The sequence below is a fragment of the Crateriforma conspicua genome (assembly GCF_007752935.1).
Taxonomy (GTDB): domain Bacteria; phylum Planctomycetota; class Planctomycetia; order Pirellulales; family Pirellulaceae; genus Crateriforma; species Crateriforma conspicua.
The window spans coordinates 7,042,712-7,056,703 of the sequence record NZ_CP036319.1; the positions used below are offsets into that span (position 1 = coordinate 7,042,712).

At 59.8% G+C, this 13,992-nt stretch carries 15 protein-coding genes; 13 read left to right on the top strand and 2 right to left on the bottom strand.

What is annotated here, in order from left to right:
• The first annotated feature begins 209 nt into the window (after positions 1 to 209).
• The 7 genes from Mal65_RS25595 to Mal65_RS25620 all read left to right on the top strand — a co-directional run bounded on the left by Mal65_RS25595 (position 210) and on the right by Mal65_RS25620 (position 6,361).
• The gene (locus Mal65_RS25595; RefSeq protein WP_145304269.1) at positions 210 to 470 is read left to right on the top strand and encodes a hypothetical protein; all 261 of its coding nucleotides are present in this window, start codon (positions 210 to 212) and stop codon (positions 468 to 470) included.
• A gap of 428 nt (positions 471 to 898) precedes the next feature.
• The gene (locus Mal65_RS25600; protein ID WP_165701535.1) at positions 899 to 1,276 is read left to right on the top strand and encodes a hypothetical protein; all 378 of its coding nucleotides are present in this window, start codon (positions 899 to 901) and stop codon (positions 1,274 to 1,276) included.
• Positions 1,257 to 1,481 carry a helix-turn-helix transcriptional regulator gene (locus Mal65_RS25605; protein ID WP_145304272.1) on the top strand — a complete coding sequence of 75 codons (225 nt, stop codon included), beginning with the start codon at positions 1,257 to 1,259 and terminating at the stop codon, positions 1,479 to 1,481. Before Mal65_RS25600 ends, Mal65_RS25605 begins: the two co-directional genes overlap by 20 nt.
• 17 nt (positions 1,482 to 1,498) lie before the next feature.
• Entirely contained in the window at positions 1,499 to 2,818 is a 1,320-nt protein-coding gene (locus tag Mal65_RS25610; protein WP_145304274.1) for a phage major capsid protein, read from the top strand.
• A gap of 1,429 nt (positions 2,819 to 4,247) precedes the next feature.
• On the top strand, positions 4,248 to 4,418 hold the full coding sequence (locus Mal65_RS26750; protein WP_165701536.1) for a hypothetical protein: 171 nt from the start codon (positions 4,248 to 4,250) through the stop codon (positions 4,416 to 4,418).
• 5 nt (positions 4,419 to 4,423) lie between these two features.
• Positions 4,424 to 4,726, top strand: a complete 303-nt coding sequence (locus Mal65_RS25615) for a hypothetical protein (RefSeq protein ID WP_145304276.1) — start codon at positions 4,424 to 4,426, stop codon at positions 4,724 to 4,726.
• 3 nt (positions 4,727 to 4,729) lie between these two features.
• Positions 4,730 to 6,361, top strand: a complete 1,632-nt coding sequence (locus Mal65_RS25620; protein WP_145304278.1) for a recombinase family protein — start codon at positions 4,730 to 4,732, stop codon at positions 6,359 to 6,361.
• On the opposite strand, the gene Mal65_RS27055 is transcribed toward Mal65_RS25620, so the two are convergent.
• Positions 6,321 to 6,671: an SGNH/GDSL hydrolase family protein gene (locus tag Mal65_RS27055; protein WP_196784447.1), complete on the bottom strand. Its 351-nt coding sequence runs from the start codon at positions 6,669 to 6,671 to the stop codon at positions 6,321 to 6,323. The genes Mal65_RS25620 and Mal65_RS27055 overlap by 41 nt on opposite strands.
• A gap of 92 nt (positions 6,672 to 6,763) precedes the next feature.
• On the opposite strand from Mal65_RS27055, the gene thiE reads away from it, so the two are divergent.
• The 6 genes from thiE (at position 6,764) to Mal65_RS25655 (ending at position 12,697) form a co-directional block, all read left to right on the top strand.
• Positions 6,764 to 7,831: a thiamine phosphate synthase gene (thiE, locus tag Mal65_RS25630; protein WP_145304280.1), complete on the top strand. Its 1,068-nt coding sequence runs from the start codon at positions 6,764 to 6,766 to the stop codon at positions 7,829 to 7,831.
• A 524-nt stretch (positions 7,832 to 8,355) separates the two neighbouring features.
• A complete protein-coding gene (locus Mal65_RS25635; RefSeq protein WP_145304283.1) occupies positions 8,356 to 9,486 on the top strand; it encodes a PP2C family protein-serine/threonine phosphatase in 1,131 nt (376 codons plus the stop codon).
• 28 nt (positions 9,487 to 9,514) lie between these two features.
• On the top strand, positions 9,515 to 10,594 hold the full coding sequence (locus tag Mal65_RS25640; RefSeq protein WP_145304285.1) for a DMT family transporter: 1,080 nt from the start codon (positions 9,515 to 9,517) through the stop codon (positions 10,592 to 10,594).
• Between the two features lie 36 nt (positions 10,595 to 10,630).
• Positions 10,631 to 11,548 (top strand): YjiK family protein, encoded by a 918-nt coding sequence (locus Mal65_RS25645; RefSeq protein ID WP_165701538.1) that lies wholly within the window; start codon positions 10,631 to 10,633, stop codon positions 11,546 to 11,548.
• Between the two features lie 12 nt (positions 11,549 to 11,560).
• On the top strand, positions 11,561 to 12,151 hold the full coding sequence (cyaB, locus tag Mal65_RS25650) for a class IV adenylate cyclase (RefSeq protein WP_165701539.1): 591 nt from the start codon (positions 11,561 to 11,563) through the stop codon (positions 12,149 to 12,151).
• Positions 12,152 to 12,247: 96 nt separating this feature from the next.
• Positions 12,248 to 12,697, top strand: coding sequence for a hypothetical protein (locus tag Mal65_RS25655; RefSeq protein WP_145304290.1), 450 nt, complete (start codon positions 12,248 to 12,250; stop codon positions 12,695 to 12,697).
• A gap of 137 nt (positions 12,698 to 12,834) precedes the next feature.
• Here the strand turns inward: Mal65_RS25655 and Mal65_RS25660 are convergent, their stop codons facing one another.
• Positions 12,835 to 13,944 (bottom strand): NHL repeat-containing protein, encoded by a 1,110-nt coding sequence (locus tag Mal65_RS25660; RefSeq protein ID WP_145304292.1) that lies wholly within the window; start codon positions 13,942 to 13,944, stop codon positions 12,835 to 12,837.
• Between the last annotated feature and the right edge of the window lie 48 nt (positions 13,945 to 13,992).

Here is a 13,992-nt window from a genome sequence, read left to right on the forward strand (position 1 = left end):
CGAGTGTCCACTTACATAGGGTGTCCAAGCAACGTCCGTACCCGTGTCCATAGGTGTGTCCAAGCAAGTGTCCAAGCGAGTGTCCACTTCTAATAGAAACCTCTTCATAGAAGCCTTCTATAGAAACCACCAATAGAAACCTTCTATGAGCGCACACACTCCGCGAATTTTTGATTCGAATCCTCAAAAACTGGAAGGAACCAAGGCCAGTGACCACACCCATGACCCTGATCGGCGACCGTGGCCAACGTCTGCTTTGCGGCCGACTGACCCAAACCTTGGAACGCGGCCAAGTGGTGGTGCTGACCAAGCCAACGCCGACCACGTTCAAGTTGATTGCGGTCGACACCAGTAGCGTCGATCAACTGGCGTCGTTCCTGTCCGCCGACGAAGCCGAAGCGAACAGCCTTGCACACGCGGTCGCAGTGGCGACCAAACCCAAACGACGATCACGGAGCAAAGCAAAGTGACCAAGAGCAAAACCAAACAGAAGGTCGACCCAAACGTCGTGGCACTCCTGCCGCTCGAAAGACACGACGAAACACCCGTCAGGATCGGTCGGACGATGCGTCGGATTGAACGTGGGACGCTGATTGAAGTTGTCCGCGAAGGCAATCGCCTTTTTCTTTGCGTGTTGCCCGAATCGGCGATCGAGGAGCCGGACGATGCGAACCGGTGAGCGATGCCAATGCGGCGGTCGGATGCGAACATACAAGACGCGGACTCAAGGCTGCCGACGAACGCGATATCTCAAATGCGATCTTTGCGGCGAGACTGGCAAGGAACCCGTGCGGTTGGACGCCGAAGGCTATCCGATCCGTGTACCAGCGGCTGGTACACACTTCGTTGAAACAATGGAACAACGGGAAACAATGTCGGCATGGACGGAACCAACGCGATGACCGACACGCCCGCGATTATGTTTCACTTGCCCCGGCTGAGCTTGGAAGAGTTGGTCAGTTGGGAAGTTGTCTTCGGCGGTGCGAACGCGGAGAACCCAAGTTTGCTTTGGGCGTGGCTGGCGGAGTCGATGCACTGCGAGTTCGGCCGCCGATTCTCCGAAGCCGAAACGCCGGAAGAATCTCAAATGATGCGGCCACCGGTCGACCAGATGAGCGACGCGGAGATCGTCACCGCGGCCGTCACGTTTGCGTCGCTGAGTTACGGCGTGCTGTCGGCGGCCGAAGCGGACTTCATCGACGCTTGCACCAAATACTTTCTGAATCAAACCAAGAGCCGCCGAGGAGAACGGACCTATGCCCATTCCCAAGCCTGATGAATGGATGACCGTCAAAGAGATCGCGGCAGCGTTTGGCGTTTGTCCGAACACGATCCGCCGACGCGCGGCAGCAAAACAATTCCCCCAGCCGTATCGAATTTCACGCCGAGTGTATCGGTGGAAGCGTGCCGAGGTGGAAGCGTTCGCCGAACAATGCCCGCGCGGCATTGATTCGCCGAGTTACCAATCATCATCCAAATAAAACCAAAGGGGACGACGATGAAAAACGACTTCAGCTATCTGGCCCAAGACCCAACCGCCAGAGCATCCAAACGTAACACATCGGTCAGCGACACCGTGGCCGAAATTCGTTCGCGTACTGCGGGCATGGAACCCAAAGAGCTGCAAGAGACGGCCGCAAAGGTTCACGAAATGGCCAAGCAGCACCACGCCAAGCATGGCCACAACTGGACCGACCAAGCCGAAGCGGATCACGATCAACTGATGGGGCTGTTCAACGACCTAAAAGCCAAGGCCGATCGGTTGTCGAATGGTTTGCTTGACGCGGGCCGCCAACGATTCGGAACGGGTGATCGTTACTTGTGTGCGACCAATGCCGCGGGCGAACAAATGTTCGGCATTCAACGCGGCATGAAGATGACCGACACGCCGGGATGCCAGCGAACCGAGAACCCAAACGCATTCGGTGAAATGCTGGTGGCCATCGCTACCGGTGACGTGTCCCACGTTTCGCGTGAAGTCGGTGCCGCCCTGAGCGGTGCCAGCGGAAGCGGCGGCGGCTACACGGTGCCCCAGGGTTTCAACGCCCAAGTGATTGACCTGACGATGCCGAAGCTACGGCTTGGTCAGTTGGGCATGAGCGTGTGGAACCTTGAAAGCGACCACAACCTGATGCCGAAGCTGCTGAGCCGACCGGAACCTGAAGTAAAATTCGAGAACAAGAAGTTCGCAGAAAAAGACCTGACGTTCGGGCAAGTTCATATCTACCCGAGGACGTTCGGTTGCATCGTCACCGCACCGCTGGAGTTGATTCACGACGGTGCCGGCGTCGATCAAATCATCCAAAAAGAATTGGCCCGCGGCATGGCGAAGGCCATCGACTACTACGGGATCAATGGAGCTGGTGCCCGCAGTCAGCTAGACGGTCTGCTATCGTTCAAGGATATCGAATCGACCGACGTTTCAAGCAGTTGGCCGGGCGGCTGGAGTGATACCGCCGCCGCCGTCTTGGAGGTTCGCTTGAACGATCACGAGCCGACCGGGATGCTGATGCACACCAACCAGCATCACTCAATCGGCATCCGTCAAGACGATCACAACCAGTGGTTGACCGCCCCGCCGGTGATGAAAGATTTGCCGATGCTTGAAACCACGCACATGCCGGAAGGCAAGATCATCTGCGGCGACTTCACCAAGTTCGCCTTGGGATTGCGTCAGGGTGCAACGGTTGAGTTTTCGCGAGAGGCCGGCGAATCGTTCGAGCGTGGCCAAGTCATGTATCGGATCATGTGGCGGGGCAACTACGTGATGTACGACGAAACCGCGTTCCATATCCTGAACGACGCGACCGGCAGCTAGAACGCCACACAGGCTGCATCGTCTGCGGTCTGTCACTGTGTCCGTCGCCCGCGGCGTCATACGCCTACGCCGCGGGTGGCGGCATTTGTACGGGGGAGGGGGGGCCGAAATCCTGGCGCGTGTCCATCCCAGAGACCGCTTGCCCAGGTGCGCGCTAAAAATGTCAAAATTCTGGCCGTTCTGGTCCGCAAAAAACTGGCCCGCACCCCACGTGAACCACACCCCGGGGGTGGTCGAAAAGTCGGTCCGCATCGGTGACGACCGCCCGTGTTCCGTCTGCTCTTTTACAGCCAGCAGAATCAGATTTTGGGTGGCCAGGGAGCCAGAGGAACTGTTGACATTGTCAACGTTTCCAAAGGACAGCCGGACGGAGCCAATGTCAACAATGAAAGAGGGTCGGGATACTTCGTTGACATTGTCAACGAGGTACTTCGCCCAACCAATACACCAAGAAGGACGAAAGAGGAACCTTTGATAATATACAAGGTTCCTCCGCACCCACCGGCACATCCCGTGACGGTGCTTTGCGTCGTCTTCGCAAAACCGACCGCACAAGCTCAACCCTCCCGCGACTGGATGACCTAACGCGACATCCGAGCGACGAAAGCGGGAAAGTGCGTTAGGGGACGGCTGAGGGGCTGCGAGAGGGTAGTAAGCGAAACGGCAGTCTGATGGTGGTGGCGATCACTCGAAAAAAGCGCTTGTGGCAGATTTACCACAAGCGGTCACCCCAGCCGCAAATCCCGCCGGTCACTTCCACGACTGCACGATCGCTCAGTCGGAGAACATTTGGACGTCACCACGACCGGCGGTCGTTTCCACTTGGCTTTGATTCCGAGTCCACCATGGTGGAGTCGGTCACCACGACCGACCACCCTCATCGGTCGTTTCCACGCCGTCCGTCGAGTCCACGATCGTGGACTCGGAGCCACCACGACCACCGGACCCACCGGTCGCTTCCACCCGACTCCCATGTATGGGGGTCGAAATCTGGCAGCAAGTCGCCACGACCACCGGACCCACCGGTCGCTTCCACCCCTGCCGCCATAGATGCGGCAATTCCCGGCGGCCTGACGGCGGTTTGCACTTTGTTGGACTCCACAATTGGGGAGTCACGTTTCCGGGAGTCCGGAATTCCGGAGTCGGTGCGGACTGTCCAAGCTGGCCAGTCGCCGCCCGGCGAGTCCAATCTATTGGACTGCACCATGGTACAGTCGGCACGGAGTCGCCCCCGGGCGACTCCCCCGCGGGGGACTCCACAATCGCGGAGTCGGCCACCCCTGGTCTTGCGGCGGACCGTCCGGCCACGTTCTAATCGGGAGGGCCTAGGCGACGGTTGATCCCCGTTTCCGAACCGCCGGCATCCACACCGGCTTGGCCCGTTCATTTTGTGGAATCCAATCGCTGCTTTTGTGGAGGCTAGCGTCTGATGACTCTGATTTTCACCGCCACCGATCCGTTGGTGTTTTTGGCCGCGTCGATGTTGGCCGGACTGGCGTGGGTGGGTCTGTTTAGCTTGGTACGGAATTGCCGGGCTATTGTTCTGTTCTTGGCCAAGGCGTATCAGGATCACGCCAGCGGTCGCGAGTATTGGGGTTGAGTGCGATGAATTACCAAACAGTGAATATCTTTGTTTGCGAAGTCACCGGCGAAGCAAGCACCGATCACGTCAACATGGCCGGGATCCACCAAGAGATTGACGGCCGGGGTGACTACAGTCACGAAGCCGTGATTCTGTCGGAGTTCAGCAAGTTGGACCCCGGCACGCCGGAGCCGATCGCGTGGAAGTGGACCGACCCGACCGAAAACGGACGTTTCGTTTTCGATGAATCAGACGTGGCAGAAATCGCCAGAGAGGATCCCAACCTCTTGGTCCGCGTCTACATAGTCGACGCGTCGCGGGGGTGAGTGATGGCCAGTCGTATCAGAGCCGTTGGTTACACCCGGATGAGCACGGGAAAGAGAGAACAGGAGACATCACCGGAGCAACAACGCCACGAGATTGAGCGGTTCGCCCAGGAGTCCGGTTACCGGATCGTCCAGTGGTACGCCGACGACGCCGTGTCCGGTGATGACACCCGAAAGCGTCACGGATTCAAGCGGATGGTAGCCGACGCGGAGAACGGCGGCGGGTTCGATGCGATCCTGGTTTGGAACCGTGAGCGGTTTGGTCGCTTCGATGCGATCGAGTCAGGTTTCTGGTCGCACAAACTGCGATCCGCTGGCGTCCAGTTGGTCACAGTCAACAAAGGCGTCATTGACTGGGATTCATTCGCCGGACGTGTCACCGATTCGGTCGACGCCGAAGCGAAACACCAGTTTCTTGATACGCTTTCCGGGGACGTGTCCCGCGCGCTGAAAATCAAAGCCAACAAAGGCGGCTGGGCATTCGGATTGACGCCGTTCGGCTACATCCTTGGCGACGATTCTAAGTTGGTGCCGGATCCCGAAACATCACCGCTGGTCCCACAACTGTTCGACAAGTACGCGGCCGGGTGGTCACTGCGGGAGCTTGGCGATTGGCTGGAGTCCAAAGGCATACGGACCCGTCGCGGAAAAAAGTGGTCACCCACCACGGTGTCGGATCTACTGGCCAATGAACACTACCTGGGCCGCCTGACCTACGGTCGCACGTCATCGTCGAAATATCGCCACAAGGTTCCAAAGGGGCGTCGCATCGATCTGCCGGCAGACCAATGGATCGTTGTGAAGGACAGCCACCCGCCGTTGGTGACGCAACAACAATTCGACGCGGTTCAGGAGCGTCGAAAGAAGAACCGCCGGAACACTGGACCCAAGAAGATGAACGGCGAGTTTGCCTTAAAAGGACTGGTTTCGTGCGGCTGTTGTGGCGGCCCGATGGATGGCTGGTTTAATCCACAACGTGGCGTCCGCCAATACATCTGTCGGGCCTACACCAAGTCGGCGGATTCTTGCCAGCGGTTTATCGTCGATGAGTCCGACATTCTGCGGCACGTCATCGAGGCGATCCAATCGGAAGTGTTCGACCGCCTGGACGATGCCACGATGAAAGCAATACGCCAGCGGATGACCGAACTGACGGCCCAACGCCAGGACGTCATCGAGGTGGACCGCCAGCACATGCGGAAAATCGAAAACCAGCTTGCACAAGCAAAACGCCGCCTCGTGGAAGTCGACACGGACATGGTGCGCCACGTCACCGAGCGGATCCGGGAGCTTGAAGACGAACAGGCCCGCCTGTCCGACCATATCGCCGCTAACAGCGTCGACGCGGCAAACCAAGTGGAATTGGCCGAACAGCGTATCGACGCGGCCATGGGGCTGCTGGGGCGTCTGAGCGATGTCGTGGCGTCGGGCGATTACGATCCGCGCCCCGTTCGGGAGATGGTCGGCCAGATGGTTCAATCGGTGACGGTCAACGTCGTGCGTGAGCCGATCGGGAAACGAAAGCACCGGTGCCGACTGACCGGCGGCGTGATTCACTTTCGCATCGCGGGAATGCCGGCGGATCTGGCCCGATTCATATTCGGGGATTCGTCAACTTGTGAAGTCCGAAGTTGAAATGGATCACGTCCCACTTGCGGTCCCCCAACCACTGATCGATCTGTTCGACGCCGCGAGTCGTCGGCCCGCAATTGGTCGGCGGCCGGTAAACGTTGGCGACGCCCGACAACTGGCTTCGCACCGCGGTGGTGTAGCCGATCGAGATGCTGTCGCCGATCAACAAGACGTTCGGCAACGATGCGTCGACCTTGTCCGGTTGTGCGATTTTTTGAATCTGCGATTGTGACCATGCCGGTCCGGCCAAACCGAGAGTGCCGAAGAGCAAGAGGATGGCGTGAGCGACGAAGCGAAACGTGATGGGTTGCATGGCAGTGGATCGTTGCGGTGGGAAAGGAACGTGGCGGGACCAACCGGCCGAAGCACCCGACGTCGACCGTCGTGCGAAAATGAGTGGCCAGCATGAGTGAATCAGTTTATCGCATTCTGGATGCGTCTCTGAACCGCGTCGGCGAAGGCTTGCGGACGCTGGAGGAATACGCCCGTTTCGTCCTGGACCATCCGGCACACAGTGCGACGGGCAAGCAGCTGCGTCACGACTTGGCCATCGCGGCCGGCCGTTTGTCAAGGGTCCGTCTGTTGTCGGCTCGTGACACCACCGGTGATGTGGGCACGACGATCGGGCTGGACAGCGAAGCGAGTCGCGAAAGCATCACGGCGGTCGTTCACGCGGCCACCGGGCGGACCGGCCAAAGTCTGCGTTGTCTGGAAGAGTACGGCAAATGTATCGATGTCGACTTTGCGGCCGACATCGAACGGTTGCGATACGTGTTCTATGACTGGTCGGCACGTCTGGGCGTCATCGCCGAATCGGGCCAAGCCGATCGCGGGGCGAGCCGACGCAAACGTATTCGCGACGCACGACTGTATTTTCTGATCGACGCGATGTCGTCCGACGAAGCGTTGGCGTCGCATGTTGCCGCGCTGGCCGATGCGGGGGTGGACGTGTTTCAGTTGCGGGATCGATCGGCCAGCGACCGGACGTTGTTCCGGCGTTCGCTGGCCGGTGCGAAAGCTGCCGGCGAGGCGGGCGCGCTGTGGGTGGTCAATGATCGTGCGGACATTGCCGCCGCGTCGGGTGCCGACGGGGTTCACGTGGGCCAAGACGAATTGCCCATCGGTGCGACCCGCGGTGTGGTGGGTCCGGACGTGTTGATCGGCGTGTCCACGCATGATGTGGACCAGGCGACCGAAGCGGTGCGTGGCGGCGCGGACTACATCGGCTGTGGACCCGTGTTTGCCGGGCGTACGAAATCGTTCGACGCGTACGTCGGACCGGCGTTTCTGTCGGACATTGTCGCATTGGATCTGGACATTCCCGCGTTTGCGATCGGCGGGATCGATGCGGGAAATGTCCGGTCCGTGCTCGACGCGGGGTGTGTCCGGATTGCGGTCACCGGGGCGCTGCGAGATGCCGACGATCCGGTGGCGGCGACGCGAGTGTTGAAAGCGACGCTGTTGGGGAAGTGACCTCGGTTCGGCGTGTGTGGGCAGTGAGTGTGGGAGGGGCGGTTGCGCTACTTTCGGCGGAGCGAAAGGCGACTTTGGTGCGGAAAATGTCCGGTCGGAGATTGATACGGGTTGTGTCCGGATTGCGGTCACCGGGGCGCTGCGAGATGCCGACGATCCGGTGGTGGGGGCGCGAGCGTTGAAAGCGACGCTGTTGGGGAAGTGAAATCGGTTCGGCGTGTGTGGGCAGTGAGTGTGGGAGGGGCGGTTACGCTTCTTTCGCGGAGCGAAAGGCGACTTTGGGGAGAGCGGTTGCGGGAGTGAAAGGCGGCTTTGGGGAGAGTGGTTGCGGTGTGTTTGCGGGCGCGAAAGGCGACAATGGAGTCGCGGTGTCCGCAAACGGCGGCTGATTGGATAGGATTGTTGTCGTGGGCGACCCTATGTGTTCCCACCCATCGGTCGTCCGCGACGGTATTGCCCACCGGCCGCAGGCCTTGAATCACCGCCGACCTTGCCAGGTTCGACACCGTCCACGCGGAACACTCATGAGATCCGACGAATCCGCCATCCGACTGGCCAAAACGCACGCTTACGGCATGACGGATGTCGGCCGCAAACGGCGCGTCAACCAGGATCAGTTTCTGATCGCTCAGCTGAACAAATCGATGCTGGTCACCTCGACCAGTTTGCCGCTGAACCATCGGTCACGGCTGTACGGCGGCATCCAGGGTCTGCTGTTCTTGGTCGCCGACGGGATGGGCGGGCATGCGGCGGGCGAGAAGGCCAGTTCGCTGGCGATCGACAACTTGATCACCCAGTTGCTGAACAGTGTCCACTGGTTCTTTCAGATCGATCACGACTGTGAAGAAGACTTCATCGATGACTTGAAGGAGTTGCTGAAGAACACGCACCGCCGGATCTTGTCCGAATCCGCGGTCAACGCCGACCAACAAGGCATGGGGACCACCCTGACCATGGCTCACGTGGTCTGGCCGCGGCTGTACGTCGTGCATGCGGGCGACAGCCGGTGTTACCTGATCCGTGGTGGGGAGTGCCAACAGTTGACGACCGACCACACGCTGGCCCGCAAGTTGGTGGAATCGGGCGGCTTGAAACCGGAAGACGAAGCGACCAGTCGGTGGAGCAACGTGTTGTGGAACGTGCTGGGCGGCCAAAACGAAGACGGTGATTTGATCGCCGAGGTCCGCCGGGCGACGCTGGAACCGGGCGACACGATTCTGTTGTGCAGCGACGGGCTGTACCGCTATTTGGACGAAGCCACTTTGGCCAGTGTGGTTTCCGGTTCGGATGACTTGCCGGCGATCTGCCAAGACTTGATCAACCGAGCCAACGACGCGGGCGGCGAAGACAACGTCACGGTCGTGCTGGCGCGGCCTTGTCAGTCACAACTGGGTTGCAGCGAATCGGCGATGCAGTCATCCGCCGGCAGCGGGGACACGAACACCAACGACAACGATCCGTCCAAACTGTCGGACACCGATCCGCTGATCCAGCCGGGCCAGATCGCCCAGGACGTGTCGCGCGACGGACAGCTCGCACCCGGACCGGATTCGGCGAACCCGCGGGGCGGCGATTTTCTCCCTGGAGATGTCGGCCCGGTGATCCGAGACACTCGCGGCAACGACGACGGCATCGAAGACACCTTACCGGGATGAAGCAACCATTCATCGGCAACTGACATTGATGATTGCTTTCATCGCGAGGCATCTGATTCCGCGACGATCGACCGCTGCGACCGGCGCAACGGTTTTGCACAGGGACGTCGCGTCGTCGGGTGTCGAGCCGGCAAAGGCGGCCGTCGCCTATCGATCACCGCAACCGGTTTCGTCCGATCCGTCGATCGGCGTCATCGGCGGTGCCGCGTTCGGGTTGCTTGCGGCGGTGTTGTACACGGGGGCCAACGTCGCACTGCGGGGGTCGGTCAATATCAACCCGTTCTTGGTGTCCGCGGTCAAAGCGGCACCGACGGTGATTTGCTTGACGCCACTGTTGGCTTGGATGTGGGCGCGGCAAAAGACGCTGTACACCAGCCTGGCGATGGCCCCGCGGTTCATGCTGGTCGCTCTGATCGGCCAATTCATCGGCAACGCCGCGTTTCAGTGGGCACTGGGCAGCATCGGCTTGGCGGCGTCGGTGCCGATCACGTTGGGCACGCTATTGATCGGCGGCGCGATCCTTGGCCGAGTCATCTTGGGCGAACCGGTGCGTGCCCGATCGATGATCGCGATCCTGGTTTTGATCGCGGCGGTGTTGGTGTTGTCGTCGCCCGATGCGTCCCAAATCCCCAGCGATTCGACCGCGCCGATTCCGACCTGGATGGGTGCCCTGTGCGCCGCCGCATCGGGTGCCGCCTATGCCTTGTTCGGCACCGTGATGCGTCAATCGATGTCGCGGGGATTATCGGCGCCGCTGACGATGTGGATCAGCGGGATGGTCGGTACGATTTCGTTGTGGTCGATCACGACGGTGACGGTGAGCGGCGAAGAGTGGTCGGCGCTGACGGCACAGCAGTGGCAGACGATGGCGATCGCGGGGATCTTTAACTTCACCGCGTTCGTGTCGCTATCATTCGCGCTCAAGGCGTTGCCCGTCGTGGCGGTGAATTTGATCAACGCGTCACAGGTGGCCATGGCGGCGATCGCGGGCGTGATCCTGTTCGGCGAACCGGTGACCACGTCGCTGGTGACCGGTATCGCATTGACCTTTGCCGGATTGTGCGTGTTGGCGAATCGCAAGCATCGGCGAAACCGAACGAGCCGTTGACGTGTCACTTGGTCCACAAGACGACAGAGGATGAACGTGGCTTTTCGCGACACCGCATCCCACCGAATTCTGGACGACTGGTTGACCCCGGCCATCACCGTCGTCCTAGCATTTGTCGTCAACCGACCCGGACACGCCGACGAAGCCCCAACGATCGACTCGGTCGTGTTGCAGGATGATGCGCTGACCGAAAGCAGCGGGCTGGCTTGGTCGAATCGGTCCAAGCATCACGTTTGGACGCACAACGATTCAGGCGGTCGCGCCGAATTGTTCGCCTTCGACATCCGCACGGGCAAGCGGACCGGCCACTGCGACATGCCGTCGGTCCGGGCGGTCGACTGGGAAGCCATGGCCGCAATGATCGACGACGACGGAGTGCCCAAGCTGATCGTGGCCGACTGTGGCGACAACCGCCGAGCGCGTGAACACATCGTGCTGCACGTCATCGACGAAACTCCGGTGCAACAGGATGTTCGCTTGGCCGAGAATCAGATTCGATCCGTCCGCGTGCGTTTCCCCGCCGGCCCGATGGATTGCGAAGCGGTGGCGGTTGATGCGCAATCGAAAAAACTGTGGCTGATCGGCAAAGGGTTCTTGCCTCGCGCGGTCGTGGTGTCGGTCCCGTTGGCGTGGGTGCTATCGGGAAAAGAAACCGTGGTGGCCAAGTCAGGGGGAACCCTGGCGATCCCGATGGTGACGGGGATGGACATCGATCGCGATTCGGGCGACTGGTGGTTGTGCAGCTATTTCAATTTGTTTCACATCCGATCCGATGCGACCCGCGGTGACGACCTCCGTTCTTGGCCAGTCACGGTATTGCCCACGGTCAAACTGAAACAGATCGAAGCCGTCGCCGTCGCGCCGGACGGTCGCGTTTGGGTCAGCAGCGAAGGCGTGCCCTGTCGCATGGCCGTCGCCGCCGATGCGGCACCCTCCACCCAGCCCCAACACTGAGAGATCGCACCCGTGATCGAAGTCGAACAGAAGTATCACATTGCCGACGCCGACGCCCTGGTCCAAGAATTGATCCAGTTGGGTGCCGAGTCGGCCGGCGACGCGGAGCATCACCAAGACACGTATTACAACCATCCATCGCGTGACTTTGCCGAAAGCCGCGAAGCCTTTCGGGTCCGCCGGATCGATGGGCGGGCATGGATCACGTACAAGGGCCAGCGTTTGCCGGGCGCGATCAAAGCGCGGCGGGAAATCGAGATGCCGATCGGACGCGACCAGCGGGATTCGATCGAATTCGAAGACATGTTGGTGCTGCTGAGTTTTCGCCGGGTCGCCACGGTCACCAAATCACGGCGGACGTTTCGGCTGTCGGCCGGCGAAACCGATGCCGCCGGCAACGCCTTGCCGCCGATCACCGTCGCGGTCGACCGTGTGGAAAACTTGGGCGACTTTGCCGAATTGGAATGGGTCGCCCAGGACGAATCACACGTCGAAGCGGCCCGGCAGCGGATCGAACGCCTGTCCGGACGCCTGTCGCTGGGCGATGCCGAACAACACAGTTACTTGACGTTATTGCTGCAACAGTTGCCAGAATCAGATTGACCCTGCTCTTGTCTGGTCTTTAGACTCATTCAGGTGGGGCCGATGGTCGCAACAGTACGGCCGTCCATTTTTCCGCTGTAGATGAGAATTGAATCGATGCTGAAGAAAACGTTCGCCGCCATGGCAGTCCTGTTGATCGCCGGTGCCGCCGTGATTGCGGCCGATGTTGACTTGCAAGACGTCCAGTGCGTGGTGGCCCCGAAAGCCGCCAAGGCTGATAAGTCGGCCGAGTACAAGGAAGGCAAGGTCTACTTCTGTTGTGGCAACTGCCAAGGCAAGTTCGCCAAGGAGCCGAAGAAGTTTGCGGAGAAAGCCAACCTGCAATTGGTGTCGACCAAGCAGTACGTTCAAAAGGCTTGCCCGTTGTCCGGTGGCGACCTCAACCCCGACACGGCGATCAAAGTCGCCGGCGCCAAAGTGGCTTTCTGCTGTGAAAACTGCCAAGGCAAAGTCGCCGACGCAGAAAAGAAAGAACAGATGAAGTTGGTGTTCAGCGACAAGGCCTTTGAAAAGGCGTTCAAGAAAGCCGAACCCACAAAAGAGTAATTTTTTGAGGGTTACAGGTTGATCGGGTTACAGGTTGCGGGTTGGCAGGTGGAAGACGCTTCGCCGACCCGTCACCCGTCTCCCAGTAAACTCGCCAACCTGTAAGCCTCTAATACTATTGCCGGGCCTTGGGCCCGTCACACCCGGGTCAACTTTGTGACCCTGCCGGTCTTCACCCATTCGGCCACATAGATGTTGCCTGACGAATCGAAGCAGGCATCGTGCGGGTGGACGAACTTGTTCTGCTGCCACTTGGATTCATCGGTGCGAATCGTGAATCCTTTGTTGGCTTCTTTGTCCGCCAAGATACGCTCGCGGTCATCGCCCAACGTCACCACCGTGTTGTGGTTCTTGTCGATGATCGAAACACGGGCGACCAATTCGGGCACCAACATCCAGTCTTCGTGAGTATCCAAGTTGGCGGGCAGACCAAATCCGGTCACGGTCTTTTTGTACTGGCCATCGAGCGTGAAGGTTTGGATTTGATTGTGGGCGCGATCGGCGACCGCAATTTCGGCTTCGTCACCCCGCGTGTCGACCCAAAGGCCGTGGGGCAAATTGAAAGTGCCCTGCCCTTCGCCTTGTCCGCCGAAGCATGACTTCCAAACACCGTCGGCGGTGTAGCGGTGGATCAAATAACTTCCGTAACCGTCGGCCAGCAAGCAATCACCGTCGGGCAAGAAGGCAAAGTTGGTGGGCAAAAAGTTTTGGCGTCCCCATCCACGCTTCGTATCGCTGGCTTCGCCTGGCAGGTAAGCGCCGCTTTGCATCGGAGCGTATTGTTGCCACACCAGTTCGCCGTCCAGCGTCATCTTGGCAATCGTTTTGACCATCTGGTATCCGGTCACATACAGAAACGGCGTCCCTGATTCGACACGGATGTCCAAACCGTGACCGCCGCCTTGGAATTGTTGTCCGAATGCATGAATGAATTTTCCGTCGGCATCGAACACAAAAATCGACGGATGCTGTTGTTTGCGAACATCGCCTTCATGGATCACATACACGTTGTCATCCGGATCGACGGCCACGTTGTGGGTCGTTTGCCAGGTGTATTGATCGGGCAACTGGACGCATTGGTGGTCACAGCGATAGGTGAATTCACCGTCGCCGATGACGTCTTGGGCGGCCGAGCGTTTGGCGGTGAAAACTGCCGGTGCCGCCACGGCGGTTGCGGCGGCGGTTTGCAAGAACTTGCGACGGCTGGTGCCGCGGCGATCGGCGGGTCGTGAACAGATCGGATTCATGGCGGGATGGGCTCCGGTCGATGCGTGGGGAAAAGGTCGGTTGGGGCG

Bases quoted from the DNA above. Each gene is read 5' to 3' on its own strand.
- Mal65_RS25615 (WP_145304276.1), top strand. From the start codon at position 4,424: ATGAATTACCAAACAGTGAATATCTTTGTTTGCGAAGTCACCGGCGAA.
- Mal65_RS25635 (WP_145304283.1), top strand. From the start codon at position 8,356: ATGAGATCCGACGAATCCGCCATCCGACTGGCCAAAACGCACGCTTAC.
- Mal65_RS26750 (WP_165701536.1), top strand. From the start codon at position 4,248: ATGACTCTGATTTTCACCGCCACCGATCCGTTGGTGTTTTTGGCCGCG.
- Mal65_RS25655 (WP_145304290.1), top strand. From the start codon at position 12,248: ATGCTGAAGAAAACGTTCGCCGCCATGGCAGTCCTGTTGATCGCCGGT.
- Mal65_RS25640 (WP_145304285.1), top strand. From the start codon at position 9,515: ATGATTGCTTTCATCGCGAGGCATCTGATTCCGCGACGATCGACCGCT.
- Mal65_RS27055 (WP_196784447.1), bottom strand. From the start codon at position 6,671: ATGCAACCCATCACGTTTCGCTTCGTCGCTCACGCCATCCTCTTGCTC.
- Mal65_RS25610 (WP_145304274.1), top strand. From the start codon at position 1,499: ATGAAAAACGACTTCAGCTATCTGGCCCAAGACCCAACCGCCAGAGCA.
- Mal65_RS25600 (WP_165701535.1), top strand. From the start codon at position 899: ATGACCGACACGCCCGCGATTATGTTTCACTTGCCCCGGCTGAGCTTG.
- Mal65_RS25605 (WP_145304272.1), top strand. From the start codon at position 1,257: ATGCCCATTCCCAAGCCTGATGAATGGATGACCGTCAAAGAGATCGCG.
- thiE (WP_145304280.1), top strand. From the start codon at position 6,764: ATGAGTGAATCAGTTTATCGCATTCTGGATGCGTCTCTGAACCGCGTC.
- Mal65_RS25660 (WP_145304292.1), bottom strand. From the start codon at position 13,944: ATGAATCCGATCTGTTCACGACCCGCCGATCGCCGCGGCACCAGCCGT.
- Mal65_RS25620 (WP_145304278.1), top strand. From the start codon at position 4,730: ATGGCCAGTCGTATCAGAGCCGTTGGTTACACCCGGATGAGCACGGGA.